The sequence below is a fragment of the Pseudomonas sp. XP2 genome, from assembly GCF_053557975.1.
In genome coordinates this window covers 1,296-26,571 of sequence record NZ_JBNRIK010000011.1, presented here as the reverse complement: position 1 = coordinate 26,571, position 25,276 = coordinate 1,296, and the positions used below count along the sequence as shown (strand labels likewise).

Sequence of the window (25,276 nt, the reverse complement as noted above, 5' to 3'; positions counted from 1 at the left end):
GCGGGCAAGCCCGCGAAGAGGCCAACCCCGATATCACCATCATCCGGATCCGCCCCGATGCCCTTTTCCTTTCGCGCCCTGCGTCTGGGGCTGATCACCCTGTTGATCGTGCTGGGCACCGCCCTCAGTGCCGGGTGGGCCATGCACCAGGCCAAGCGCCAGGCCATGGAAGACGACGCCCGGCGTGCCAGCCAGCAGTTGGGCCTGTACGCCAATACCTTGCACACCCTGATAGACCGCTACCGCGCCCTGCCCGCCGTGCTGGCGCTGGACCCGGAACTGATCGCCGCCCTGCGCGACCCTGTCAGCGAACAGGTGCAGAACGCCCTGAACCGCAAGCTCGAACGCATCAACGGCGCCGCAAATTCCTCCACGCTCGAACTGCTTGACCGCACCGGCCTGGCCATCGCCGCCAGCAACTGGCGGCTGCCCAGCAGCTACGTCGGCTCCAACTACGGCTTCAGGCCCTACTTCAAGCAGACCCGCAGCCAGGGCAGTGGCCGCTTTTACGCCGTGGGCGTGACCAGTGGCGTGCCGGGCTACTTCCTCGCCAGCGCGGTGAACGACGAGCATGGCCGCTTCCTCGGCGCCATGGTGGTGAAGCTGGAGTTCCCCGAACTTGAACGCGAGTGGCGCCAGGGCAGCGACATCCTGCTGGTAAGCGACGCCCGCGGCATCACCTTCATTGCCAACCAGGACGGCTGGCGTTACCGCGAGCTGCAGCCGCTCAGTGGTGCCGACCGTGCCGAACTGGCCGAAACACGCCAGTACGACAAGCAACCGCTGGTGCCGTTGCAGCATCAGGTGCTGACGCGCTTTGCCGCCAACAGTACCCTCAGCCGCGTGCAAGGCGCCGAGTACCTGTGGGAAAGCCTGCCACTGGAAAGCGAAAACTGGACCCTGCACCTGCTGCGCAAACCGCAGGTCGCCGCCGACGGCCGCAATGCCGCCCTCGGCGCCGCTGCCGTCTGGCTGAGCCTGGTGTTCGCCGCCCTGTTCGTCAGCCAGCGCCTGCGCCTGGCCCGTCTGCGCCAACGCAGCCGGCAAGAACTAAAGCGCCAGGTCGAGGAGCGCACCCGCGAACTGCGTACTGCTCAAGAAGGCCTGGTGCAATCAGCCAAGCTGGCGGCGCTCGGGCAGATGTCAGCCGCCATGGCCCACGAAATCAATCAGCCACTGACCACCCAGCGCATGCAACTGGAAACCCTTCGCCTGCTGCTCGACCATGGCCGCCATGACGAAGCGCGCCAGGCATTGGAGCCACTGGAGCAAATGCTGACGCGCATGGCCGCGCTCACCAGCCACCTGAAAACCTTTGCCCGCAACAGCCCGGTCGGGCTGCGCGAGCGCCTCGACCTGGCCACCGTTGTCGACCAGGCACTGCATCTGCTGGAAACCCGCATTCGCACTGAGGAGGTAGAGGTTGCCCTGTACCTGGCGCGCCCGGCCTGGGTACGCGGCGATGCCATCCGCCTGGAGCAAGTGCTGATCAACCTGTTGCGCAATGCCCTCGACGCCATGGCCGACAAGCGCTACAAACGCCTGGAGGTGCGCATCGAGCCCGAGGGCGAGCGGTGGTGCCTGAGTGTGCTGGACTCGGGGGGCGGCATTGCCCAGCCCGACCTGGCCAAGGTCTTCGACCCGTTCTTCACCACCAAACCGGTGGGCGAAGGACTGGGCTTGGGCCTGGCCATTTCCTACGGCATCGTCCACGAGGCCGGTGGCCAGTTGCAGGCCGAAAACCTGCCCGGTGGCGCACGCCTGAGCCTTATCCTGCCCCGTGACCTGGAGCCTGTATGTTGAATTCAGTGATCGTCGTCGATGACGAAGCCAGTATCCGCACCGCGGTCGAGCAATGGCTGAGCCTGTCCGGCTTCGGCGTGCAACTGTTCGCACGCGCAGAAGAGTGCCTGGCACACCTGCCGCAGCACTTTCCCGGGGTAATCATCAGCGATGTGCGCATGCCGGGCATGGATGGCCTGCAGTTGCTCGAACGCCTGCAGGCGGAAGACCCCGACTTGCCTGTCATCTTGCTGACCGGCCACGGCGACGTGCCGATGGCAGTGGAGGCCATGCGCAGCGGCGCCTACGACTTCCTGGAAAAACCCTTCACCCCGCAGCACCTGCTGGGCAGCCTGCGCCGGGCCCTGGAAAAGCGCCAGCTGGTGCTGGAAAACCGCCGGCTGCACGAACAGGCAGACCTCAAGTCCCGCCTGGAAGGCACGCTGCTGGGCATGTCACAGGGCCTGCAACAGCTGCGCCGACAAGTACTGGAGCTGGCCAGCCTGCCGGTCAATGTGCTGATCCGTGGCGAAACCGGCAGTGGCAAGGAGCGCGTGGCCCGCTGCCTGCACGATTTTGGGCCGCGCGCCAGCAAACCCTTCGTCGCACTCAACTGCGCGGCCATCCCCGAGTCGCTGTTCGAGGCCGAGCTGTTCGGCCATGAGAGCGGCGCCTTCACCGGCGCCCAGGGGAAGCGCATCGGCAAGCTGGAGTACGCCAACGGGGGCACGGTGTTTCTCGATGAAATCGAAAGCATGCCACTGGCGCAACAGGCCAAGCTGTTGCGCGTGATCCAGGAGCAGAAGCTGGAGCGTCTGGGTGCCAACCAGAGCATCAGCGTCGACTTGCGCGTCATTGCCGCGACCAAGCCAGATTTGCTCGAGGAAGCTCGCGCCGGGCGCTTTCGCGAAGACCTTGCCTATCGCCTGAATGTGGCCGAGTTGCACCTGGCGCCGCTGCGTGAGCGGCGCGAAGACATTCCGCTGCTGTTCGAGCACTTTGCCCGTGCCGCAGGTGAAAAGCTTGGTCGTAATGCCTTGCCGTTAACGGGTCCACAGCTGGCGCAGCTGCTATCGCATGACTGGCCAGGCAACGTGCGTGAGCTGGCCAACGCGGCGGAGCGGCATGCGTTGGGGCTGGGTTCGCCAAACATTGAAGTGACACCTGCCGGGCCTTCGCTGGGCGAGCAGATGGAAGCGTTCGAGGCGCAATGCCTGCGCGCAGCCTTGCGACTGCATGGGGGCGAGATCAAGTCGGTGATGGAGGCGTTGCAGCTACCCCGGCGTACGCTTAACGAAAAAATGCAGCGGCATGGGCTGGTGCGCGAGGACTTTGTCGGGCGCGAATGAGCGGATTTCCGCTTACCTGCAATCGTTGATAGGCAAAAATCCGCTTATCTGTGAGCGATCCTGGGGCTGCTTTGCAGCCCATCGCGACGCAAGGTCGCTCCTACAGGCCAGGTACCACAAGGTCCTGCACTCAAATGAATCACCCCGCCCCCATTTGGCACACCTTCTGCAATTGCCCTGGCAAGCTGCGCCACGGCGCGCTCCACAAAAACAACGAGAAGGTATCCCTGATGGATAACGCCACCTCCCTGCCCGCCGGGGCGGCCACTGCGCCCGCCGCGGAAAAAACCACCGCCAGCCGCCTGAAGTCGATTTTCAGCGGGTCCATCGGCAACATGGTCGAATGGTACGACTGGTACGTCTACGCCGCATTCTCGCTGTACTTCGCCAAGGCCTTTTTCCCGGCCGGTGACTCCACCGCACAATTGCTCAACACCGCCGCGATCTTCGCCGTGGGCTTCCTCATGCGCCCAATCGGTGGCTGGCTGATGGGCCTGTACGCCGACCGCAAAGGCCGCAAGGCCGCGCTGATGGCCTCGGTACTGCTGATGTGCGCCGGCTCGCTGGTCATCGCCCTGACCCCGGGCTACGAAACCATCGGCGTCGCCGCACCGATCCTGCTGGTCATCGCACGCCTGCTGCAAGGCTTGTCGGTGGGTGGCGAGTACGGCACCTCGGCCACCTACCTCAGCGAAATGGCCAGCAAGGAGCGCCGTGGCTTCTTCTCCAGTTTCCAGTACGTGACCCTGATCTCCGGCCAGCTCATCGCCCTGGCGGTACTGATTGTCCTGCAACAGACTCTGACCACAGAGCAGCTGTATGCCTGGGGCTGGCGCGTGCCGTTCGTGATCGGTGCGCTGTGCGCAGTGGTTGCCCTGTACCTGCGTCGCGGCATGGAAGAAACCGCCTCGTTCACCAAAAAGGAAAAGGCCAAGGAAAGCCTGATGCGCACCCTGCTGCGCCACCCCAAGGAGCTGATGACCGTGGTCGGCCTGACCATGGGCGGCACCCTGGCGTTCTATACCTACACCACCTACATGCAGAAGTACCTGGTCAACACCGTGGGCATGAGCATCAGCGACTCGACCACCATCTCGGCCGCCACACTGTTCCTGTTCATGTGCCTGCAGCCGGTGATCGGTGGCCTGTCCGACAAGATCGGCCGACGTCCGATCCTGATCGCCTTCGGTGTGCTAGGCACCCTGTTCACCGTGCCGATCCTCAGCACCCTGCACACCATCCAGACCTGGTGGGGCGCGTTCTTCCTGATCATGGCAGCACTGATCATCGTCAGCGGCTACACCTCGATCAACGCCGTGGTCAAGGCAGAGCTGTTCCCAACGGAAATCCGCGCCCTGGGCGTGGGCCTGCCGTACGCCCTGACTGTGTCGATCTTCGGCGGCACCGCCGAGTACGTGGCCTTGTGGTTCAAGAGCGCTGGCATGGAAAGCGGCTTCTACTGGTACGTCACCGCCTGTATCGCCTGTTCGCTGCTGGTTTACGCGACCATGAAGGACACCAAGCAACACTCGCGGATTACTACCGAGTGAATGTGAAGCTGCTGAAATGAAGAAGGGCGCACCGTTCCAGGTGCGCCCTTTTCATTTGTTCGATCAACACTCATCTCGCTGTGAGCCGATTAAACATCCTATTCGGCTCATCCTGTGAGCCGAATAGCTCAGTTAATCGGCGCACTCGTGCCTCAGAGCCTGTTCAGGACATCTCCAACACCTGGCGCGGTTCCCGACGCTGGTACCAGGTTGCCATCAGCACCAGCACCAGCAGCACCCCGCCCAGCACGGCCGACGAACCGATTGTGCCGAAGTCCAGGCCGCCCTTTTCATGAGGTTTGGTGAGGAAGTCGCCCAAGGTGGCGCCGAATGGGCGTGTGAGCACGAACGCCACCCAGAACAACACCACGCCGGGGATGCGCGTCCAGTAACGGGCCACTACCACCAATGCGATGGCACTGCCGATCAGCAGCGCGCCGCCGGCAAAACCAAGCCCCGAATCATCGGCCAGGTAATCGCCAAGGGCAGTGCCAAGCGTGTTGGAAAACAGGATCGCTACCCAGTAGAACAGCTCGCCCGAACGATTCTTGATGCGGGTGACGTCCAGTGGGTTGCCGCTCAGGCGCCAGACCAGGAAGGTCAGCAGCAGGATCCCGATGAGCAGGGCCGAACCCGTGGCATAACCCAGACCCAGAGTGCGGTCCATGAAATCGGACATGGTAGTGCCAGCAGTGCTGGTGGAGAGGATCACCAGCCAGTACAGCATCGGATGGTAGCGGCGGGAGTAGAGCTGGCCGACCAAGGTCAGCAGGAACACGCTGATCAGCATCAACGAGCTGAGTGCATAGCCGATGTTCAGCGTCATCGACAGCAAGTCGCCGGCGGTTTCGCCAAGGGTGGTAGCGCAGATCTTCATGACCCAGAAGGCCAAGGTGATTTGCGGGAGTTTGTTCATTGTTGTGCCGCTCCAGTTTGAGGTGCGGCGATGGTGCTGAGCAGCGTCTGAAAAATCGGTTGGTGATGTATGAAAAAAGCGTTGATTGAACTTTGAAACAAGACATTTCGTTCTTAACGCCCCATTAATTCCCGACCCTCAAGCTGCAAGGGCTGATGAAACGATACGCGAGAGCTTACGGCGAGTGATCGACACCGCTACCTGACTCACGCGAAGTGCGCCCTGACACATCGATATATTCGATTTTTAGACGCTATTATTTGCGCTTTTTAATCAAATTAATCAGCGTAGGATGAAACCCATAGAAACAAACAACCTCTCGCACAGATGGAGCACCGACCATGAAAAACAAACTGATCCTCACCCTGGCCCTTTCGGTTTTCGCAGCTGGCGCCTTCGCCGAAGATGGCTTCGACCGTACCAGCGCTCACACCTTTGCCGCGGCTCAAACACAGTCCGCTAGCTACGCTGAAGATGGCTTTGACCGCACTGGCGGCCAACGCTTTGCCGAAGACGGCTTCGACCGCACCGGTGGCCAGCGTTTCGCCGAAGACGGCTTCGACCGCACCGGTGGCCAACGCTTCGCCGAAGACGGCTTTGACCGCACCGGTGGCCAACGCTTCGCCGAAGACGGCTTTGACCGCACCAACGCCCACCGCATCAGCTGATACCTGATGCGAGCAACCAGCCCGGCTTTGGCCGGGCTTGATCATTTGCAGGCGAGCACAGGCTTGGCACACTAGGCACCTTGTCCATCAGGAGGTAGGGCCAACAAGCCCAGCACAGATGTATTACTACGAACCTGCCAAAGGCCACGGCCTGCCCCACGACCCGTTCAACGCCATCGTCGGCCCCCGCCCTATCGGCTGGATTTCCTCGCACGACCGCGAAGGCCGCCTGAACCTGGCGCCCTACAGCTTCTTCAACGCCTTCAACTACATCCCGCCGATCATCGGTTTCTGCAGTGTCGGGCGCAAAGACAGCCTGAACAACATCGAGCAGACCGGCGAATTCGTCTGGAACCTGGCCACCCGCCCCCTGGCCGAGCAGATGAACCAGAGCTGCGCGCCGGTTGCTGCCGAGGTAAGCGAGTTCGAATTGAGCGGCCTCACCGCCACGCCCTCGCGCATCGTCAGCGTGCCGCGTGTAGGCGAAACCCCGGTGGCGTTCGAATGCAAGGTCAGCCAGATCGTCCAGCTCAAGCGGGCCGACCAGGAGCTGGTGCCCAGCTGGCTGATCCTTGGCGAAGTGGTGGCGGTGCATATTGCCGAGCACCTGCTGAAAAACGGCATCTACGATACCGCTGCTGCCGAACCGATTCTGCGTGGTGGTGGCCCGGCGGACTATTTCGAACTGGGCAACCTGTTCAAGATGGCCCGCCCGCCGGCCTGATCACCAGATCAGTTCGCCCTCTTCGCTGACGCCTTGCAGGCGTTGCAGCTCGGCCGTGGCCGCTTCGTCGGCAGCCACGGCGCCTTTGAATACCTGCCCGTCGAGGACCTTGTGAAAGCGCGGCGCGCCGCCCATGCTCAAGGCCTTGACCGCAATGGCGGCGCTGTAGCCGCCACCTTCCACCGGCACCATCGCCGATACCGCTTCGAAATGAGTGAATTCCCTACGTGCCATGTTGCTATCCGCTTGGTTGAACAAGGGCGTCACTTTACCTCATCCACCCTCAATCGAAGGTATGCAAGTCCAGGCTGCTGACCACTTGCGCCTGCACCAGCTCGCCAAACACGTCCAGGGTCGGCGAAGCAAAGTAGCCACTCATCGCCTGCTGATCCTGCCAGCTGCCACTGAGCAACCACAGGTCGGCATCGGCCTGGGAGCGCTGCACCGTGAAACTCAGGCAACCCGGCGCACGCCGCGAGGGCTCGAGCAGGTCGCGCAGGCGCGCGCCCAGCTCTGCCGAGCGCCCGCTGCTGGCACGGATGAAAGCAAGATGGGTGACCGGTTGTTTTAGGGTCATTGCACAATCTCCTTGAAGCAGGCGGACGGAAAAGCCAGGTTGCCAAGGTTAGGGGCTCACCCGCGCGGCGCGTTAGGCCAATACTGCTCGCCGATTGCCTGATCCTGCAGCGCGGCAGGATCAGGCAATCGACGTGCAGCTTTCGACTAGTGCCCGTCTTTGCCCAAACCTATGCTGCGTCGGTCAGTAGAGGAACGCCATCATGACCACCGCCACGTCCATCGACCCGCCCCTGGAACTGCAGCGCCTGGAACTGGCCGAGCTGATCCGCCGCCACGCCGGCGACCCTCATGGCCCGGCATCCGCCATCGATGACCTGTACCTGGTGCGCTACACCGAGAACGTGCGCTCGGTGCCGACCTTGGCACAACCCGCACTGTGCATCCTTGCCCAAGGCAGCAAAACCCTGTTCCTCGGGGACGAGCAATACGCCTATGACCCACTGCATTACATGGTTGTCTCGGTGACCTTGCCGCTGAGTGGCGTGAGGCTCGACGCCAGCCCGGAGAACCCAAGCCTTGGCCTGCGCATGGACCTGGACCCGGCCGAGATCAGCCAGCTGATCGCCGAAAGCGGGCCGATGCTGGTACCCAACCGGCCCTCAGGCCGTGGCCTGTATGTGGAAAGGACCGATGCCGCATTGCTCGACGCCTTGCTGCGGCTGCTGCGCCTGCTGGACACCCCGCGCGACATCGCCATGCTCGCGCCGCTGTTCCGCCGCGAGATTCTCTATCGCCTGCTGCGGGGGCCGCAGGGTTGCCGGCTGTATGAAATTGCCTTGGCCAACAGCCAGACTCACCGGGTTTGCCAGGCCATTACCTGGCTCAACAACAACTATCAGTTGCCGCTGCGCATCGAGGATCTGGCGCGGGAGGTCAACCTCAGCACCTCGACCTTGCACCATCGCTTCAAGGCCGTGACGTCGATGAGCCCGCTGCAATACCAGAAGCAGCTGCGCCTGCAGGAGGCGCGGCGGTTGATGCTCAACGACGGGCTTGAGGCGGCGGTGGCCGCCTATCGGGTGGGGTATGAAAGCCCGTCGCAGTTCAGCCGTGAGTACAGCCGGCTGTACGGCGCACCACCGATTCGGGATGTGGCGCGGTTGCGGGCTACTGCTGGCTGATCCTGTTTTTCCTGTACCGGCCTCTTCGCGGGCCTGCCCGCTCCCACAGGTACAGCACAACTTCAGAGTATGTGCAGCACCTGTGGGAGCGGGCAAGCCCGCGAAAGGGCCAGTACAGGCAATAGCTTGACTTCAACCCGCCACGGTTTCCTGCCACTGATTCTGGTCAACCTGAATCAAGGTCGGCCCGGTGCGCTCCACCGCCTGCCCCAGCGCCGCTTGCAGCTGCTTCACGTCCGTCACATGCTCCGCCGCAGCCCCCAACGCCCGCGCCACGCCGAGGAAGTCCGGGGTATGGATATCGACCCCGACCGGCTCGATCGCCCGGTTGACCATGTACTTCTTGATCTCCTCGTACCCTTGGTTATTCCACAGCAGCACGATCAACGGCACCTGCGCCTCCACCGCGCTGGCCAGTTCTGGCAGGGTGAACTGCAAACCGCCGTCACCAATCAGGCACACCGCAGGCGCGCGCTGGCCGATTTGCTCCGCGCTCCCCAGCCAGGCGCCCATGGCCGCAGGCAGGGCGTAACCCAGGGTGCCGTACCCGGTGGAGGCATTGAACCAGCGGCGTGGCTGGTCCATGTCCAGGGTCAGGTTGCCGGTGTACACGGGCTGGGTCGAATCGCCCACCAGGACAGCATTGGGCAGTCGTTCGAGAATCGCGCTCAGCAAGCGCGTCTGGCTCAGGGTTGGCTGGTCCCAACCTGCCGCCAGAGCCTGGCGCAGGCAGGCTACGCGCGCCACACCCCAAGTGCTTTCACGCACGGGTTGCGGCAGGACCTGCAAGGCACCGAGCAATGCATCAGCAGCCAGTCCGGCATCGGCCACCAGCGCAAGCTCGGGCAAGTAATTGCGCACGGTCTGGTCCGGGTCGATGTCGATGCGCAGCAGGCTGCCCGGGATCTCGAAACCACCCTTGAAGGTCACGTCATAATCGGTTTCGGCCAATTCGGTGCCGATCGCCAGCACCACATCGGCCTCAGCCACCAGCGCGCGTGTAGCCGGCAGCGACTGGGTCGAACCGATCTGCAGCGGGTGGCTGGCCGGCAACAAACCTTTGGCATTGATGGTCAGCGCCACCGGGGCCTGAAGGTGTTCGGCCAGACGCGCCAGCGCAGCCCCCGCAGCCAACGCACCACCGCCCGCCAGGATCAAGGGCCGCCTTGCACCTGCCAGGCGCTCGGCCATCTGCGCCACGGCCTGCGGCGCTGCCCCTGCCCGGCTGCCACGCACCGGGCGGCCCGGCAGCAGGAAGTCGGCCGGTTCGACCAGCACGTCGAGCGGGATTTCGATATGCACCGGGCGGGGACGGGCGCTCTCGAACACGGCAAATGCCCGCGCCAGCACCTGCGGCAGGTCTGCAGCCGTCATCAAGGTGTGAGAAAACGCGGCCACACCCGACACCAGTGCCGCCTGGTTGGGCAGCTCGTGCAGCTTGCCGCGGCCACCGCCCAGCTGGTCACGGGACTGCACGCTGGAAATCACCAGCATCGGGATCGAGTCGGCATACGCCTGGCCCATGGCAGTGGTGATGTTGGTCATGCCCGGGCCGGTAATAATGAAGCACACCCCAGGTTTGCCACGGGTGCGCGCATAGCCATCAGCCATGAACCCGGCACCCTGCTCGTGGCGCGGGGTGATGTGGCGAATGGACGAGCCTGCCAGACCACGATAGAGCTCCACGGTATGTACACCGGGAATGCCGAAGACATGGTCGACGCCATAGCCTTCAAGGAGATTGACCAGTACTTCGCCGCAGGTTGCCATCGGTTTTCACCCTGAATATTGTTGGATTATGCCCTTATTGGACCCAAGCCACGGCTACCGCCACAATGCAAAAAAACACATACTAGCCATGTCCTGTCATCATGGCTCAGCACGATGAAACGCTTCCCGCCCCTGCCCGCCCTGCACACCTTTCTGGTCACCGCCCAGCACTGCAACTTCACCCGTGCAGGGCAACAGCTGCACATCACCCAAGGCGCCGTCAGCCGGCAGATCGCTGCCCTCGAAGCGCACCTGGGTTATGCGCTTTTCCAGCGCCAGGCCCGCGGGCTGAGCCTGACCCGCGAAGGCCAGGACTGGCTGCCTCGTGTACAGCAGGTATTCGCGCTGATTGAGCAAGGCGTGCGTGAGGTCGGTGGACGCAGCACTACCTTGCAGCTCAAGGCCCCAACCTGCGTGATGCGCTGGCTGTTGCCGCGCCTGATGGAATGGCAGGCACTGCGCCCGGACGTACCGGTGGAGCTGACCACCACGGTGCAGCATGGCGTGGATTTTCGTCGCGAGGGCTTCGATGCAGCAGTGGTTTATGGCGATGCGCCAAACCACGGGCTGCATGTGCGCAAGCTGTTCGATGAACAACTTACGCCCGTGTGCGCCCCCTCGTTGCGTGAGGGGCCGATACCGTTGCAGCAGGTGGAAGACCTGGCGCGGCACATGCTGCTCCACCCGTCGCGGGATGAACATGACTGGCAGTTGTGGCTGCAGGCAGCGGGGGTGACGTTGGCCACTCATGGGCCGAAGCAGCATTTCGAGACACTGGACATGGCGATGGCCATGGCCTCGCAGGGGACGGGTGTGGCCATCGGCGACTGGTCGCTGATTGGCGATGACTTGCGCGGGGGGCGGCTGTGCATGCCGTTTGCGCTGAAGGTAGTGACCGGGAAAGGGTATTACCTGGTAAGCCAGGCCAGAAGCTTGCCGCCAGGGTTGATGGAGTTACTGGACTGGCTGGAGAGCCAGGCTAGCCAATAAGTGCCTCTTCGCGGGCGCGCCCGCTCCCACAGGTACAGCATGGGCCTTGGGAACTGTGCTGTAGCTGTGGGAGCGGGCATGCCCGCGAAGCAGGCGACTCAGTAGCCCACTGTAAACCGCTGCCGCGAATGCGCCGGCTTTTCCAGCTCGTCGAGCATGGCAATGGCATAGTCGGCAAAGGTGATCCAGCTTTTGCCATCCGCACCGATCAGCAGATGATCCTTGCCCACTTTGTAGCGCCCGCTGCGCTCACCTTCAACAAACTCCGCCGACGGCGAGAGGAATGTCCAGTCCAGGTCTGGGTCGCGCTGCAACGCTTCCAGAAAACGCACCCCGGCCGTGGCCTCGGCCTTGTAGGCCTCCGGGAAGTCCGGGCTGTCGATTACCCGATGCCCCGACGGCAGCAGCAAGCTGCCGGCGCCACCCACCACCAACAGGCGCTTGACCCCGGCACGCTTGACCGGCTCGATGATGGCATGCGGCTCGATCGTCGAGAAATGCGCCGCGCTCAACACAGCGTCCAAGCCTGTTACCGCCGCTTGCAGGGCCGCACTGTCCTTGGCATCCAGCGCCTTGACGGTCACCCCTTCACGGCCCTGCAATCGCGAAGGGTCGCGGGCGATGGCCAACACACTGTGGCCACGGCGCAGGGCCTCCTCCAGCAACTGGCTGCCAGCGCGGCCAGTGGCACCGATAATTGCGATCTTGCTCATGGGAACACTCTCCATTGATTGAACGGAATTACCACTTCATCTCGCCCTTGGCGACCTTGGCACCGAGTTCCAGCGAGCTTTCATCGGCCAGGCCCGGGTAACGCTGCTTCATGGCCTGGATCAACGCATTGGCGTCTTTCGCCTTGGCGGTTTCAGCGTCAAACCCACGAATGTAGTTTGCCGTGAAGCGCACGGCCTGCAGTGAACGGCTGCTGTCTCCCAGGTAATGCCCGGGGATGACCGTGCGTGGCCCCAGCGCCTCGATGTGCGCCAAGGTGCCAAGCCAATCGGCATGGGACTTGGCCGATTGAGTGTCGGCCATCCACACATGAATGTTTTCGGACACCACCACGCCACCGACCACCGCCTTGATCGAAGGGATCCACACAAAACTGCGGTCTGGTTGCGGGCCGTCCAGGCCGACCACGTCCAAGGCCTGCCCCTCCAGCGTCAGGCGCTGCCCTTCGAGCACTTGCGGCAGCACCAGCCGCTGCGGTTTGTCTGCCCCCATCTGCGGCCCCCAGTACGCCAGCTTGGCATCCCTGGTCTGGCGGATATGTGCAACCGTGGCGGCAGAGGCCAGCACCTTGGCGTTGGGGAAGGCCTGGGTCAGGGTGTCCAGGCCAAAGTAATAGTCCGGGTCGCCGTGGCTGATGTAGATGGTGGTCAAGTGTTTGCCGCCAGCCTGCAGGCGCTTTACCAGTTGCTCAGCCTGGGCTTTGCCAAACTGGGCGTCGACCAGCACGGCATCGTGCTCGCCACTGACAATCACCGAACTGACCGGAAAAATGGCCTCGTGCCCGGGGTTGTAGACCTCCAGTTGCAGCGGTTCGGCGGCCAGCGCAGGGCCGGCCAGGGTCACGCAGGCCAGTAGCAGGCCTCGCAGGGGGGTGAACAGGGACATGGGCAAGGCCTTCAGTTGAACAATGCCTAACAGCTTAGTTGCCCGATCCGTGACAAAAAATGCCATGCTTGAACATAGTTTGTTTCTAAAAACGGGCAAATCATGGACCGTCTCAACGCCATGCGCGTTTTCGTTACCGTCGTCGACCTGGGCAGCCAGTCGGCAGCGGCAGACCACCTGCAGCTTTCTCGCCCCGTGGTGTCGCGTTACCTGGCAGAGCTGGAGGACTGGGTTGGCGCGAGGCTAATGCAGCGCACCACTCGCAAGCTCAGCCTCACCGCGGCCGGCCAGGAAACCCTGCCCCGCTGCCGGCAACTGCTGGAACTGGCCGGCGACCTGCAGGCCGCGGTGCAGCAGCCGGATGACGCGCCGAAAGGCGCGCTGCGCATCAGCGTCAGCACCTCTTTCGGCCAGGCGCAGCTGGTGGACGCGGTGGCGGCCTATGTGCGGCGCTATCCTGGGGTGAAGGTGGAACTGCAAATGCTCGATCGCACCGTCAACCTGGTGGATGAGCGCATCGACCTGGCCATCCGCACCAGCAACGAGCTGGACCCCAACCTGATCGCCCGGCGCCTGAGCGTGTGCCGCTCGGTGGTGTGCGCGGCCCCGGCCTACCTGAGCGAGCACGGCGTACCGCAACGGGTCGAGGACCTGAGCCGGCACAACTGCCTGACCCATGCCTATTTCGGCCACAGCCTGTGGCATTTCGAGGTGGCCGGCCAGCAGGTCGCCGTACCGGTGGCGGGAAACATCAGCGCCAACGAAGCCATGACATTGCAAAAGGCAGCCCTGGCCAGCGCAGGAATCGCCATGCTGCCAACCTACCAGGCCGCCGACGCCCTGCGCAGGGGCGAACTGGTACGCCTGCTGCCCGAAGCGCAGCCACGTGAACTGAACCTGAATGCGGTGTACACGTCACGCAAGCACATGCCGGCGACCTTGCGCAGCATGTTGGATTTCCTGGTGCAGCGGTTCAAGGACGAGCCGGAGTGGGATCGGGATCTGTAACGCTGAAATTGGCCTACGCTGGAAGGTATCACCTATTGCTGTAACAGGAGGTGAGCACCATGGGCATCAAATCCAGAAGAGTCGCCCTTGCCATGGCCCTGACTGCGGTCGCAGGGCTGTATGGTTCAGCGTGCTGGCGCGCCGAGCTGCTACGCAGTCAGCCCAGCGCCGCAGCCAGCTGCGAGCAGGCACATTGCGTGCCTCACACTGCAACCTTGAGCGCCGTCCGTTGAGTTGACGGCGCCCTGCCGGTCACTCTTCGACGCTCATGTATTCCTTGGCCCAGCGGATGTAATCCTCGGGCTGGGTGTAGGTGTGCGAGAGTTCGGTGGCGCTCAGGTTCTGCGACTTGTTCTGCTGGCCACGCTGCAAGCGCAAGCAATCGTAAGTGGCCTTGATCGCAGCAAAGTAGGCGCCATGGCCATCGACTGCGATACGCACGCCCAGGCTCGCCAGGCGTTCATCGTCATGCAGGTTGGGGTTGCCATAGGTGACCAGCATCAGCGGCACTGTCAGGTGCTCGGCAATCTGCTCGAGGTGTTCGAAGTCCTTCACGCCTACCATACAGATACCATCGGCACCGGCCTTCTGGTAGCTCTGGGTGCGCACGATGATTTCTTCGGTGGTGAGCACACCAGCATTGGTACGGGCAATGATCGACAATGACGAGTCGACACGCGCCTCCAGGGCCGCACGAATCTTGCCGACGCCTTCCTCAACCGGGATCAGGTCGGTGGACTTGCGCCCGAATTGGGCGGGCAGCAGGGTGTCTTCGATGGTCAGCCCAGCCACGCCGGCGCGCTCCAGTTCGATAACCGTGCGCATCACGTTCAGCGCGTTGCCGTAGCCGTGGTCGGCATCAGCCAGCACGGGCAATTGCGCTACCCGGCCAATTCGGGTGGCCTGCTCGACAAATTCACTGAGGGTGATCAGGGCGAAGTCCGGCGCAGCCAGTACCTGCAATGAAGCGACAGAACCGCCCAGGATGCCGACCTCGAAGCCCAGGTCTGCGGCAATGCGTGCCGACATCGGGTCGAACACCGATGCAGTGTGGTAACAGGAACCTGAAGCGAGCAGTTCGCGGAAGGCAAAACGCAGATCTTGATGGGAAGCCTTGGGCATGATCACTCCGCAAATAAGTTGAAATTTGAACGGTAACTACCGACCCCTGTAATCGGGTCTACCTGACCTGTTCCAACCGTCGCCATCTGGGCGGTCATGCTCGACATGCAGGCAGAGGAATAAAAGGTGTGGGAGACAGCGGCCTGAAAAACCTGCGGCATATTGCTGCACCAAGCTGGTGCAAGCCCCGGTTTTCAGCCCCTGTGGCATACCAACGATATCACGCAGCCATGCATCACTGAATGAATGCGCCAATGCCGATTCGGCATAGGGGATGCAGATAGTACATAGGAAGCTACCTAACTCAGGTTACAATCCGACTTGCCCGCGAAGAGGCCGCCACACTCAATCAAGGTATTCCCGTGACCGCCGCCCTACCCCCCACCACCCTGCGCAACGTGCTCACCGCCCTGATGCTGGCGATCTTCCTCGGCGCACTGGACCAGACCATCGTCGCCGTCTCACTGCCCGCGATCTCGGCCCAGTTCAACGATGTCGGCCTGCTGGCGTGGATCATTTCCGGCTACATGGTGGCGATGACCGTGGCCGTGCCGATCTACGGCAAGCTGGGTGACCTGTACGGGCGGCGGCGGATGATCCTGACCGGCATCAGTCTGTTCACCCTGGCGTCGATCGCCTGCGCCTTGGCCCAGGACATGCAGCAACTGGTGCTGGCGCGGGTACTGCAGGGCATTGGTGCGGGTGGCATGGTTTCGGTCAGCCAGGCAATTATCGGCGACTTTGTGCCACCCCGCGAACGCGGCCGCTATCAGGGCTATTTCAGCAGCATGTATGCAGTGGCGAGTGTCGCCGGGCCAGTGCTGGGTGGAGGGTTGACCGAGTACCTGTCATGGCGCTGGGTATTCTGGATCAACCTGCCGCTGGGGCTGGTTGCCTTGTGGGCGATCCACCGGGCCCTGGGCGGCATGCCGGCGCAACGCCGCGAGGCGCAGGTTGACTACCTCGGCGCCGTGCTGCTGATCCTCGGCCTGGGCAGTCTGTTACTGGGCATCACCTTGGTCGGCCAGGGCCACCCTTGGGCCGACCCGGCCGTACTGGCCCTATTCGCCTGCGCCGTGCTGGGCCTTGCGCTGTTCATCGCTCATGAGCGCCGCTGCCCGGAGCCGCTGCTGCCCTTGGGCCTGTTCGGCAACCGTGTCGCGGTTTGGTGCTGGGGCGTGATCTTTTTCGCCAGTTTCCAGTCCATTTCCCTGACCATGCTGATGCCGTTGCGCTATCAGGGCATCACCGGCGCCGGTGCCGACAGCGCCGCCCTGCACCTGCTGCCACTGGCGATGGGGCTGCCCCTGGGTGCCTTCACCGGCGGGCGCATGACCAGCCGCACCGGGCGCTACAAGCCGCAGATTCTGGCCGGTGCCCTGCTGATGCCAGTGGCCATTTTTGCCATGGCGCTGGCCCCGCCACAGTCTGGGTGGTTCAGTGCATTGTTCATGCTGCTGACCGGCATTGCCTGCGGGTTGCAGTTCCCTACATCGCTGGTAGGTACGCAAAGTGCTGTGGACAGCAAGGACATTGGGGTGGCCACCAGCACCACCAACCTGTTCCGGTCGCTGGGCGGGGCCATGGGCGTGGCCTGCATGTCCAGTCTGCTGCTGGCACTGCTGCACCAGGGCGGGTTCGAAATGCTGGGCAACCCGTTGCTTGGGAGTCTGAAGGCAGGGGAGGTGGACCTGGTTACGCAGGCGCGGTTGACGGAAACATTCCGGCAGTTGCTGATGGGAAGTGGGCTGATTGCACTGCTCGGGCTGATTGCCGCAGTGGCGCTGCCGGATCGGCAACTGCGCGGACGCTAGAGGCAGCTCCCGCACCCTGCGCTTAATACTCTGCTAATACATAAGGGAAACAATCCCTCACAATCCTTAACAAAGTGTCATTTGCGCAGAGCCGGGCTCAAGCGCAGCATATCCAGCCCGGTGTCGACCCATTTTTCGACATCACCCAACAGATCGACACTGTCAGGCAGCAACAGCCAGCGCCCGATCAGGCCATCGACATAGGCAAACATGGCCACCGCCGCGCGCTCGACATCCAGCTCGCCAGGCAACTGGCCCCGGCGAACGGCGTTGGCCAACGCCAGGGCAATGCCCTTGTGGCAATCCAGCACCGCCCCCTGGCGCTGCTGGCGAATTTCACACATGTCATCGGTGAACTCGCACTTGTGATGCAGGATTTCATTGATACGCCGGGTTCGGGCATCGAGCACCAGCTCGTTGAACACTTGCAACAGCAGCTTGCGCATGCAGCCGAGCGGGTCGACTTCGTCCTCGCTTTCGCTCGCCCGTGCCAAGTGGTCATGGGTTTCGTGCAAGCTGTCGAGCAGCGCCTGTACCAGCTCCGCCTTGTTGTTGAAGTGCCAGTAGATCGCCCCGCGCGTGACTCCCGCCAGCTCGGCGATGTCGGCCAGGGTGGTTCGCGCAACACCGCGCTTGTAGAAGGCCTTTTCCGCCGCCTCAATGATCTGGGCGCGGGTTTCCTGGGCTTCTTCTTTGGTTCGACGGACCATGGCAGTACAACCTCATCTGGCCCGAACGCGCGGCGCGTACGGGGGACGCTTCGGGGGCACCTCTGCAGGGAGCCTCACGGATAAGCTAATCAAGAGCTGTGGCAGTACCTGAGTACAACCCAGCGGTATTTACAAACAACCATGAATGTAAGTATATTCCTTAGCAAGCTATTTATCCACCGGATAGCAATTTTTCCAGATCAAGAACTCTTCCATTACTCTTGAGCGTCTCCCTGCTCCAGCGACCCGAGGATCCTCATGCAATTCAAGCCAGCCGTTACCGCTCTGGTTTCCGCCGTCGCCCTGGCAACCCTGCTCAGTGGCTGTAAGAAAGAAGAAGCAGCGCCCGCGGCGCAGGCTCCTCAGGTCGGCGTCGTGACCATCCAGCCGCAAGCCTTCACCCTGACCTCGGAATTGCCGGGGCGCACCACTGCCTACCGCGTCGCCGAAGTGCGCCCACAGGTCAATGGCATCATCCTCAAGCGCCTGTTCAAGGAAGGCAGCGATGTCAAGGAAGGCCAGCAGCTGTACCAGATCGACCCTGCCGTGTACGAAGCCAACCTGGGCAATGCTCAGGCCAACCTGCAGGCTACCCGCTCGCTGGCCGAGCGCTACAAGCAGCTGATTGACGAACAGGCCGTCTCCAAGCAGGAGTACGACGACGCCAATGCCAAACGATTGCAGGCCGAGGCTTCGCTCAAGAGCGCACAGATCGACCTGCGCTACACCAAGGTCCTGGCACCGATCAGCGGCCGTATCGGCCGTTCTACGTTTACCGAAGGTGCCCTGGTAAGCAATGGCCAGACCAACGCCATGGCGACCATCCAGCAACTCGATCCGATCTATGTCGACGTCACCCAGTCCACCGCCGAGCTGCTCAAGTTGCGCCGTGACCTGGCGAGCGGCCAGCTGAAGAAGGCTGGCGAAAATGCAGCCTCGGTGCAGTTGGTGCTCGAAGACGGCAGCCTGTTCAAGCAGGAAGGCCGCCTGGAGTTCTCGGAAGTTTCGGTTGACGAAACCACGGGCTCGGTCACCCTGCGTGCCCTGTTCCCTAACCCCGATCACACCCTGCTCCCAGGCATGTTCGTGCATGCGCGGCTGAACGCCGGGGTTAACGCCAACGCCATTCTGGCACCGCAACAGGGCGTGACCCGTGACCTCAAAGGCTCGCCAACCGCCCTGGTGGTCAACCAGGAGAACAAGGTCGAACTGCGCCAGCTCAAGGCCAGCCGTACCTTGGGCAGCGATTGGCTGATCGAGGAAGGCCTCAACCCAGGCGACCGCCTGATCACCGAAGGGTTGCAGTACGTGCGCCCGGGCGTCGAGGTCAAGGTCAGCGAAGCCACCAACGTCAAGAAGCCGGGCAGCCCTGATCAGGCCAACGCGGCGAAAGCAGACGCCAAAGCGGAGTAAACCATGTCGAAGTTCTTTATCGATCGCCCGATCTTCGCCTGGGTGATCGCCTTGGTGATCATGCTGGTCGGCGCCTTGTCGATCCTGAAGCTGCCTATCAACCAGTACCCCAGCATCGCGCCGCCGGCCATCGCCATCGCCGTGACCTACCCGGGCGCCTCGGCGCAGACCGTGCAGGACACCGTGGTACAGGTGATCGAGCAGCAGCTCAACGGTATCGACAACCTGCGTTATGTATCGTCGGAAAGCAACTCCGACGGCAGCATGACCATTACCGCTACCTTCGAGCAAGGCACCAACCCTGACACCGCGCAGGTCCAGGTACAGAACAAGCTGAACCTGGCCACACCACTGCTGCCGCAGGAAGTGCAACAGCAAGGTATCCGTGTCACCAAGGCAGTGAAAAACTTCCTGCTGGTGATCGGCCTGGTGTCCGAAGACGGCAGCATGACCAAGGACGACTTGGCCAACTACATCGTCTCAAACATGCAGGACCCGATCTCGCGTACTGCGGGTGTGGGTGACTTCCAGGTGTTCGGTGCGCAGTACGCCATGCGTATCTGGCTCGATCCTGCCAAGCTGAACAAGTTCCAGCTCACTCCGGTCGACGTCAAGACTGCCGTGGCGGCGCAAAACGTGCAGGTGTCGTCCGGCCAGCTCGGCGGCCTGCCAGCCCTGCCTGGTACCCAGCTGAACGCCACCATCATCGGCAAGACCCGCCTGCAGACCGCCGAGCAGTTCGAGAAGATCCTGCTCAAGGTCAACAAGGACGGCTCCCAGGTACGGCTGGGTGACGTCGCGCAAGTGGGCCTGGGCGGTGAAAACTACGCGGTCAGCGCCCAGTTCAACGGCAAGCCGGCTTCCGGCCTGGCCGTAAAACTGGCAACCGGCGCCAACGCCCTGGACACCGCCAAGGCACTGCGCGAAACCATCAAAGGCCTGGAACCTTTCTTCCCGCCTGGCGTGAAAGCGGTATTCCCTTATGACACCACCCCGGTGGTCACCGAATCCATCAGCGGTGTGATCCACACCTTGATCGAAGCCGTGGTCCTGGTGTTCCTGGTGATGTACCTGTTCCTGCAGAACTTCCGCGCCACCATCATCACCACCATGACCGTACCGGTGGTGTTGTTGGGCACGTTCGGCATCCTTGCCGCCGCCGGCTTCAGCATCAACACCCTGACCATGTTCGCCATGGTCCTGGCCATCGGCTTGCTGGTGGACGACGCCATCGTCGTGGTGGAGAACGTCGAACGGGTCATGTCCGAAGAAGGGTTACCGCCCAAGGAGGCGACCAAACGTTCGATGGAACAGATCCAGGGCGCCCTGGTGGGTATCGCCCTGGTACTGTCGGCGGTACTGCTGCCCATGGCGTTCTTCGGTGGTTCCACAGGTGTGATCTACCGGCAGTTCTCCATCACCATCGTGTCGGCCATGGGCCTCTCGGTGCTGGTAGCGCTTATCTTTACCCCGGCACTGTGCGCCACCATGCTCAAGCCGCTGAAGAAAGGTGAGCACCACACCGCCAAAGGCGGGTTCTTTGGATGGTTCAACCGCAACTTCGACCGCAGCGTAAACGGCTACGAGCGCAGCGTGGGCACTATCCTGCGCAACAAAATACCGTTCCTGCTCGGCTACGCGCTGATCGTGGTCGGCATGATCTGGCTGTTCACGCGCATTCCAACGGCGTTCCTGCCCGAGGAGGACCAGGGCGTACTGTTTGCCCAGGTTCAGACACCGGCCGGCTCCAGTGCCGAACGCACGCAGGTTGTGGTTGACCAGATGCGTGAGTACCTGTTGAAGGAAGAGGCCGACACCGTGGCATCGGTGTTCACCGTCAACGGCTTCAACTTCGCCGGCCGCGGCCAGAGCTCGGGCATGGCGTTCATCATGCTCAAGCCGTGGGGCGAACGCTCCAAGGAGAACAGTGTGTTCGCCCTGGCCGAGCGTGCCCAGCAGCATTTCTTCACCTTCCGCGACGCGATGGTGTTCGCCTTCGCGCCGCCTGCGGTGCTCGAACTGGGTAACGCTACCGGCTTCGACGTGTTCCTGCAGGACCGCGGCGGTGTCGGCCATGCCAAACTCATGGAAGCGCGCAACCAGTTCCTGGCAAAGGCCGCACAAAGCAAGATCCTCAGCGCCGTGCGCCCGAACGGCCTGAACGATGAGCCGCAGTACCAGCTGACTATCGATGACGAACGTGCAAGCGCCTTGGGCGTGACCATTGCCGACATCAACAACACCCTGTCGATTGCCTTGGGTGCCAGCTACGTCAACGACTTCATCGACCGTGGCCGGGTCAAGAAGGTGTACATCCAGGGCGAAGCAAACGCGCGGATGAGCCCGGAAGACCTGCAGAAGTGGTACGTGCGCAACGGTGCAGGCGAAATGGTCCCGTTCTCCTCCTTCGCCAAGGGCGAGTGGACATACGGTTCGCCCAAGCTGTCCCGTTACAACGGCGTCGAGGCAATGGAAATCCTGGGTGCTCCGGCCCCGGGCTACAGTACCGGTGATGCCATGGCCGAAGTGGAACGCATCGCGGGCGAGTTGCCGGACGGTATCGGCTTCTCCTGGACCGGCATGTCTTACGAGGAAAAACTCTCCGGCTCGCAGATGCCGGCACTGTTCGCCCTCTCTGTGCTGTTCGTGTTCCTGTGCCTGGCTGCACTGTATGAAAGCTGGTCGATCCCGATTGCCGTCGTGCTGGTCGTACCGCTGGGTATCATCGGTGCACTGATCGCCACCAGCCTGCGCGGGCTGTCCAACGACACGTACTTCCTGGTTGGCCTGTTGACCACCATCGGTCTGGCGGCGAAAAACGCCATTCTGATCGTCGAGTTCGCCAAGGAACTGCACGAGCAAGGCCGCAGCCTGTATGACGCAGCAATCGAGGCGTGCCGCATGCGTCTGCGCCCGATCATCATGACCTCGCTGGCGTTCATCCTCGGCGTGGTACCGTTGACCATCGCCAGCGGCGCCGGCGCCGGCAGCCAGCACGCCATTGGTACTGGCGTGATCGGCGGCATGATCAGTGCGACCGTGCTGGCTATCTTCTGGGTACCACTGTTCTTCGTCGCAGTGTCGTCGCTGTTCGGCAGCAAAGAGCCGGAAAAAGACGCCACCCCTGAAACTCCACGTTATGAGGCTGGGCAATGACCAAGTCTTTGTTGTCCCTGGCAGTAACCGCTTTCATCCTTGGCGGCTGCTCGCTGATCCCTGACTACCAGACCCCGGAAGCGCCGGTGGCAGCGCAGTGGCCGCAAGGCCCTGCGTACTCGCCGACGCAATCGGCGGACATTGCTGCCGCCGAACAGGGCTGGCGCCAGTTCTTCCACGACCCGGCGCTGCAACAGCTGATCCAGACTTCGCTGGTCAACAACCGCGACCTGCGCGTCGCGGCGCTGAATATCGACGCCTATCGTGCGCAGTACCGCATTCAGCGTGCCGACCTGTTCCCCGCGGTTTCGGCCACTGGTAGCGGCAGCCGCCAGCGGGTCCCGGCAAACATGTCGCAAACCGGCGAATCCGGCATCACCAGCCAGTACTCGGCCACGGTGGGCGTGAGCGCTTATGAGCTGGACCTGTTCGGCCGTGTGCGCAGCCTGACCGAGCAGGCGCTGGAAACCTACCTGTCCAGCGAGCAGGCGCGTCGCTCCACGCAAATCGCCCTCGTAGCCAGCGTGGCCAACGCCTACTACACCTGGCAGGCCGATCAGGCCCTGTTCAAGCTGACCGAAGAAACGCTGAAGACCTACGAGGAAAGCTACAACCTCACCCGCCGCAGCAATGAAGTCGGCGTGGCTTCGGCACTCGACCTCAGCCAGGCGCGCACCGCCGTGGAAGGCGCCCGGGTCAAGTACTCGCAGTACCAGCGCCTGGTCGCCCAGGACGTCAACAGCCTGACCGTACTGCTGGGTACCGGCATTCCTGCCGACCTGGCCAAGCCCCTGGAGCTCAATGCCGACCAGCTGGCCGAAGTACCGGCCGGCCTGCCGTCAGACATTCTCCAGCGTCGCCCGGACATCCAGGAAGCCGAGCACCTGCTCAAGGCCGCCAATGCCAACATTGGTGCCGCCCGTGCAGCGTTCTTCCCCAGCATCAGCCTCACCGCCAACGCGGGCAGCCTGAGCCCCGACATGGGGCACCTGTTCGCGGGTGGCCAAGGCACCTGGCTGTTCCACCCGCAGATCAATCTGCCGATCTTCAACGCCGGCAGCCTGAAGGCCAGCCTGGATTACTCGAAGATCCAGAAGGACATCAACGTCGCCAAATACGAAAAAACCATCCAGACCGCCTTCCAGGAAGTCTCCGATGGCCTGGCCGCGCGCAAGACCTTCGAAGAGCAGCTGCAGGCACAGCGCGACCTGGTGCAGGCGAACCAGGACTACTACCGCCTGGCCGAACGCCGCTACCGCATCGGGATCGACAGTAACCTGACCTTCCTCGACGCCCAGCGCAACCTGTTCAGCGCCCAGCAGTCGCTGATTACCGACCGCCTGTCGCAGCTGACCAGCGAGGTCAACCTGTACAAGGCGCTCGGCGGTGGCTGGTACGAGCAGACCGGCCAGGCCAACCAGCAGGCATCGGTGGAAACACCGAAAGGCTGATTGCGTCATTAGCTGAATCAAGCCCACCTTCGCGGTGGGCTTTTTTTGTTATCCGCTGCCTGTTCCGCCGCGAAGCACTCGGACCAGGAAATTAATTAACCAACTGGAACATTCCGTTCGATTATCGCCCCGTTCCGTTTGCGGCGAATTGCCTCACCCCCGCAAGACCCCGCAACATCCCCTCACGCAACGTTGCCCAAGTTCATCAAGAAAAGACCCGCACCTGCAGGCTCGATCCAGCAGTGCACCGGCTCGCCCCATAAAAACAAGAGATCCACGACAGATGAGCACTTTGCAACCCGCACGCCAGCTGCTGCCCGGCCTGTTGGCCATGTCCTGCGCCCTCCCCGTGTTCGCCGCCAACGAAGGTGGTTTCATGGAGGACGCCAAGGCCACCCTCAACCTGCGCAACTTCTACATCAACCGCAACTTCGTCGACCCGGCCCACCCGCAGGGCAAGGCCGAAGAATGGACGCAAAGCTTCATTCTCGACGCCCGCTCCGGCTTCACCCAAGGCACCGTCGGGTTCGGGGTGGACGTGCTGGGCCTGTACTCGGTGAAGCTCGACGGCGGCAAAGGCACCACCAACACTCAACTGCTGCCCGTGCATGACGACGGCCGCCCGGCCGATGACTTTGGCCGCCTGGGTGTGGCACTGAAAGCCAAGCTGTCCGAAACCGAGCTGAAAGTCGGTGAATGGATGCCGGTGTTACCCATCCTGCGCTCGGACGATGGCCGCTCGCTGCCGCAGACCTTCCGCGGTGGCCAGCTGACCTCCAAGGAAATAGCCGGCCTGACGCTGTACGCCGGCCAGTTCCGCGGCAATAGCCCGCGCAACGATGCCAGCATGGAGGACATGTCGATGAACGGCAAAGGTGCGTTCACCTCCGATCGTTTCAACTTCGGCGGCGGCGAGTACACCTTCAACGACAAGCGCACCATGATCGGCCTGTGGGATGCCCAGCTCAAAGACATCTACCACCAGCAATACCTCAATCTGACCCACAGCCAGCCGCTCGGCGACTGGACCCTGGGCGCCAACCTGGGCTACTTCATCGGCAAGGAAGACGGCGCAGAGCGCGCCGGCAAGCTGGACAACCGCACCGCCTCCGCCATGCTTTCGGCGCGCTACCAGGGCCACACCTTCTACGTGGGCCTGCAGAAGGTCAGCGGCGACGATGCCTGGATGCGGGTCAACGGTACCAGTGGCGGCACCCTGGCCAACGATAGCTACAACTCCAGCTTCGACAACGCCAAGGAGCGCTCCTGGCAGCTGCGCCATGACTTCAACTTCGCAACCGTTGGCGTGCCTGGGCTGACCCTGATGAACCGCTATATCAAGGGTGAAAACGTCACCGTGGGCAGCGTGGATGACGGCAAGGAATGGGCTCGCGAGACCGAACTGGCCTATGTGGTGCAGTCAGGCAGCTTCAAGGACCTGTCGGTGAAATGGCGCAACTCCACCATGCGCCGGGACTTCAGCACCAACGCCTTTGATGAGAACCGGCTGATTGTGAGTTACCCGCTGAATCTCCT

The 25,276-nt window shown here is 62.6% G+C and carries 21 protein-coding genes; 13 read left to right on the top strand and 8 right to left on the bottom strand.

The features are described 5' to 3' along the window. Window positions 1-57: 57 nt before the first annotated feature. The 3 genes from ACK1VC_RS13935 to ACK1VC_RS13925 all read left to right on the top strand — a co-directional run bounded on the left by ACK1VC_RS13935 (window position 58) and on the right by ACK1VC_RS13925 (window position 4,681). On the top strand, window positions 58-1,803 hold the full coding sequence (locus ACK1VC_RS13935; RefSeq protein ID WP_191086928.1) for a sensor histidine kinase: 1,746 nt from the start codon (window positions 58-60) through the stop codon (window positions 1,801-1,803). Then, the gene (locus ACK1VC_RS13930) at window positions 1,797-3,131 is read left to right on the top strand and encodes a sigma-54-dependent transcriptional regulator (RefSeq protein ID WP_023047318.1); all 1,335 of its coding nucleotides are present in this window, start codon (window positions 1,797-1,799) and stop codon (window positions 3,129-3,131) included. The genes ACK1VC_RS13935 and ACK1VC_RS13930 overlap by 7 nt, the downstream gene beginning before the upstream one ends. Before the next feature lie 230 nt (window positions 3,132-3,361). Beyond that, the gene (locus ACK1VC_RS13925; RefSeq protein WP_024717451.1) at window positions 3,362-4,681 is read left to right on the top strand and encodes an MFS transporter; all 1,320 of its coding nucleotides are present in this window, start codon (window positions 3,362-3,364) and stop codon (window positions 4,679-4,681) included. 163 nt (window positions 4,682-4,844) lie between these two features. Here the strand turns inward: ACK1VC_RS13925 and ACK1VC_RS13920 are convergent, their stop codons facing one another. Further along, window positions 4,845-5,597: a COG4705 family protein gene (locus ACK1VC_RS13920; RefSeq protein WP_023047319.1), complete on the bottom strand. Its 753-nt coding sequence runs from the start codon at window positions 5,595-5,597 to the stop codon at window positions 4,845-4,847. 341 nt (window positions 5,598-5,938) lie between these two features. Here ACK1VC_RS13920 and ACK1VC_RS13915 point away from each other — a divergent pair, with 341 nt between their 5' ends. Both ACK1VC_RS13915 and ACK1VC_RS13910 read left to right on the top strand, forming a co-directional pair. Next, window positions 5,939-6,265, top strand: coding sequence for a hypothetical protein (locus ACK1VC_RS13915; RefSeq protein WP_023047320.1), 327 nt, complete (start codon window positions 5,939-5,941; stop codon window positions 6,263-6,265). A gap of 118 nt (window positions 6,266-6,383) precedes the next feature. After that, window positions 6,384-6,989 (top strand): flavin reductase family protein, encoded by a 606-nt coding sequence (locus ACK1VC_RS13910; protein WP_016488861.1) that lies wholly within the window; start codon window positions 6,384-6,386, stop codon window positions 6,987-6,989. Here the strand turns inward: ACK1VC_RS13910 and ACK1VC_RS13905 are convergent, their stop codons facing one another. After that, a complete protein-coding gene (locus ACK1VC_RS13905) occupies window positions 6,990-7,256 on the bottom strand; it encodes a hypothetical protein (RefSeq protein WP_016488862.1) in 267 nt (88 codons plus the stop codon). Between the two features lie 16 nt (window positions 7,257-7,272). Then, window positions 7,273-7,566: a putative quinol monooxygenase gene (locus ACK1VC_RS13900; protein ID WP_016488863.1), complete on the bottom strand. Its 294-nt coding sequence runs from the start codon at window positions 7,564-7,566 to the stop codon at window positions 7,273-7,275. 202 nt (window positions 7,567-7,768) lie between these two features. On the opposite strand from ACK1VC_RS13900, the gene ACK1VC_RS13895 reads away from it, so the two are divergent. Then, window positions 7,769-8,689 (top strand): AraC family transcriptional regulator, encoded by a 921-nt coding sequence (locus tag ACK1VC_RS13895; protein WP_060517525.1) that lies wholly within the window; start codon window positions 7,769-7,771, stop codon window positions 8,687-8,689. A 132-nt stretch (window positions 8,690-8,821) separates the two neighbouring features. Here ACK1VC_RS13895 and ACK1VC_RS13890 read toward each other — a convergent pair whose 3' ends face one another. Further along, complete coding sequence (locus tag ACK1VC_RS13890) at window positions 8,822-10,459, bottom strand: 5-guanidino-2-oxopentanoate decarboxylase (RefSeq protein ID WP_191086930.1); 1,638 nt, start codon at window positions 10,457-10,459, stop codon at window positions 8,822-8,824. 114 nt (window positions 10,460-10,573) lie between these two features. Here ACK1VC_RS13890 and ACK1VC_RS13885 point away from each other — a divergent pair, with 114 nt between their 5' ends. Continuing rightward, the gene (locus ACK1VC_RS13885; RefSeq protein ID WP_016488866.1) at window positions 10,574-11,449 is read left to right on the top strand and encodes a LysR substrate-binding domain-containing protein; all 876 of its coding nucleotides are present in this window, start codon (window positions 10,574-10,576) and stop codon (window positions 11,447-11,449) included. Window positions 11,450-11,547: 98 nt separating this feature from the next. On the opposite strand, the gene ACK1VC_RS13880 is transcribed toward ACK1VC_RS13885, so the two are convergent. Both ACK1VC_RS13880 and ACK1VC_RS13875 read right to left on the bottom strand, forming a co-directional pair. Beyond that, window positions 11,548-12,162: an NAD(P)-dependent oxidoreductase gene (locus ACK1VC_RS13880; RefSeq protein ID WP_023048879.1), complete on the bottom strand. Its 615-nt coding sequence runs from the start codon at window positions 12,160-12,162 to the stop codon at window positions 11,548-11,550. Between the two features lie 28 nt (window positions 12,163-12,190). Next, the gene (locus ACK1VC_RS13875) at window positions 12,191-13,066 is read right to left on the bottom strand and encodes an MBL fold metallo-hydrolase (RefSeq protein WP_016488868.1); all 876 of its coding nucleotides are present in this window, start codon (window positions 13,064-13,066) and stop codon (window positions 12,191-12,193) included. Between the two features lie 102 nt (window positions 13,067-13,168). Between ACK1VC_RS13875 and ACK1VC_RS13870 the strand changes: the two genes are divergently transcribed. Further along, window positions 13,169-14,074 (top strand): LysR family transcriptional regulator, encoded by a 906-nt coding sequence (locus ACK1VC_RS13870; protein WP_060517521.1) that lies wholly within the window; start codon window positions 13,169-13,171, stop codon window positions 14,072-14,074. Window positions 14,075-14,326: 252 nt separating this feature from the next. Here ACK1VC_RS13870 and ACK1VC_RS13865 read toward each other — a convergent pair whose 3' ends face one another. Next, window positions 14,327-15,196 (bottom strand): isocitrate lyase/PEP mutase family protein, encoded by an 870-nt coding sequence (locus ACK1VC_RS13865; protein ID WP_016488870.1) that lies wholly within the window; start codon window positions 15,194-15,196, stop codon window positions 14,327-14,329. A gap of 362 nt (window positions 15,197-15,558) precedes the next feature. On the opposite strand from ACK1VC_RS13865, the gene ACK1VC_RS13860 reads away from it, so the two are divergent. Next, window positions 15,559-17,010 carry an MDR family MFS transporter gene (locus ACK1VC_RS13860; RefSeq protein ID WP_191086931.1) on the top strand — a complete coding sequence of 484 codons (1,452 nt, stop codon included), beginning with the start codon at window positions 15,559-15,561 and terminating at the stop codon, window positions 17,008-17,010. A gap of 77 nt (window positions 17,011-17,087) precedes the next feature. Here ACK1VC_RS13860 and ttgR read toward each other — a convergent pair whose 3' ends face one another. Then, complete coding sequence (gene ttgR / locus ACK1VC_RS13855) at window positions 17,088-17,720, bottom strand: efflux transport transcriptional regulator TtgR (protein WP_016488872.1); 633 nt, start codon at window positions 17,718-17,720, stop codon at window positions 17,088-17,090. Between the two features lie 258 nt (window positions 17,721-17,978). Here ttgR and ttgA point away from each other — a divergent pair, with 258 nt between their 5' ends. The 4 genes from ttgA to ACK1VC_RS13835 all read left to right on the top strand — a co-directional run. Then, the gene (gene ttgA, locus ACK1VC_RS13850) at window positions 17,979-19,133 is read left to right on the top strand and encodes a toluene efflux RND transporter periplasmic adaptor subunit TtgA (RefSeq protein WP_016488873.1); all 1,155 of its coding nucleotides are present in this window, start codon (window positions 17,979-17,981) and stop codon (window positions 19,131-19,133) included. Between the two features lie 3 nt (window positions 19,134-19,136). Beyond that, complete coding sequence (gene ttgB / locus ACK1VC_RS13845) at window positions 19,137-22,289, top strand: multidrug efflux RND transporter permease subunit TtgB (protein WP_191086932.1); 3,153 nt, start codon at window positions 19,137-19,139, stop codon at window positions 22,287-22,289. Then, window positions 22,286-23,740 (top strand): AdeC/AdeK/OprM family multidrug efflux complex outer membrane factor, encoded by a 1,455-nt coding sequence (locus ACK1VC_RS13840; RefSeq protein ID WP_191086933.1) that lies wholly within the window; start codon window positions 22,286-22,288, stop codon window positions 23,738-23,740. Before ttgB ends, ACK1VC_RS13840 begins: the two co-directional genes overlap by 4 nt. A gap of 283 nt (window positions 23,741-24,023) precedes the next feature. Further along, a partial coding sequence (locus ACK1VC_RS13835; RefSeq protein WP_016488876.1) for an OprD family porin occupies window positions 24,024-25,276 on the top strand: 1,253 nt, incomplete at its 3' end.

Coding starts and splice junctions, on each gene's coding strand:
- ACK1VC_RS13875 (WP_016488868.1), bottom strand. CDS start 13,066: ATGTCCCTGTTCACCCCCCTGCGAGGCCTGCTACTGGCCTGCGTGACC.
- ACK1VC_RS13885 (WP_016488866.1), top strand. CDS start 10,574: ATGAAACGCTTCCCGCCCCTGCCCGCCCTGCACACCTTTCTGGTCACC.
- ACK1VC_RS13920 (WP_023047319.1), bottom strand. CDS start 5,597: ATGAACAAACTCCCGCAAATCACCTTGGCCTTCTGGGTCATGAAGATC.
- ttgB (WP_191086932.1), top strand. CDS start 19,137: ATGTCGAAGTTCTTTATCGATCGCCCGATCTTCGCCTGGGTGATCGCC.
- ACK1VC_RS13915 (WP_023047320.1), top strand. CDS start 5,939: ATGAAAAACAAACTGATCCTCACCCTGGCCCTTTCGGTTTTCGCAGCT.
- ACK1VC_RS13900 (WP_016488863.1), bottom strand. CDS start 7,566: ATGACCCTAAAACAACCGGTCACCCATCTTGCTTTCATCCGTGCCAGC.
- ACK1VC_RS13895 (WP_060517525.1), top strand. CDS start 7,769: ATGACCACCGCCACGTCCATCGACCCGCCCCTGGAACTGCAGCGCCTG.
- ACK1VC_RS13935 (WP_191086928.1), top strand. CDS start 58: ATGCCCTTTTCCTTTCGCGCCCTGCGTCTGGGGCTGATCACCCTGTTG.
- ACK1VC_RS13840 (WP_191086933.1), top strand. CDS start 22,286: ATGACCAAGTCTTTGTTGTCCCTGGCAGTAACCGCTTTCATCCTTGGC.
- ttgA (WP_016488873.1), top strand. CDS start 17,979: ATGCAATTCAAGCCAGCCGTTACCGCTCTGGTTTCCGCCGTCGCCCTG.
- ACK1VC_RS13870 (WP_060517521.1), top strand. CDS start 13,169: ATGGACCGTCTCAACGCCATGCGCGTTTTCGTTACCGTCGTCGACCTG.
- ACK1VC_RS13910 (WP_016488861.1), top strand. CDS start 6,384: ATGTATTACTACGAACCTGCCAAAGGCCACGGCCTGCCCCACGACCCG.
- ACK1VC_RS13865 (WP_016488870.1), bottom strand. CDS start 15,196: ATGCCCAAGGCTTCCCATCAAGATCTGCGTTTTGCCTTCCGCGAACTG.
- ACK1VC_RS13890 (WP_191086930.1), bottom strand. CDS start 10,459: ATGGCAACCTGCGGCGAAGTACTGGTCAATCTCCTTGAAGGCTATGGC.
- ttgR (WP_016488872.1), bottom strand. CDS start 17,720: ATGGTCCGTCGAACCAAAGAAGAAGCCCAGGAAACCCGCGCCCAGATC.
- ACK1VC_RS13925 (WP_024717451.1), top strand. CDS start 3,362: ATGGATAACGCCACCTCCCTGCCCGCCGGGGCGGCCACTGCGCCCGCC.
- ACK1VC_RS13880 (WP_023048879.1), bottom strand. CDS start 12,162: ATGAGCAAGATCGCAATTATCGGTGCCACTGGCCGCGCTGGCAGCCAG.
- ACK1VC_RS13930 (WP_023047318.1), top strand. CDS start 1,797: ATGTTGAATTCAGTGATCGTCGTCGATGACGAAGCCAGTATCCGCACC.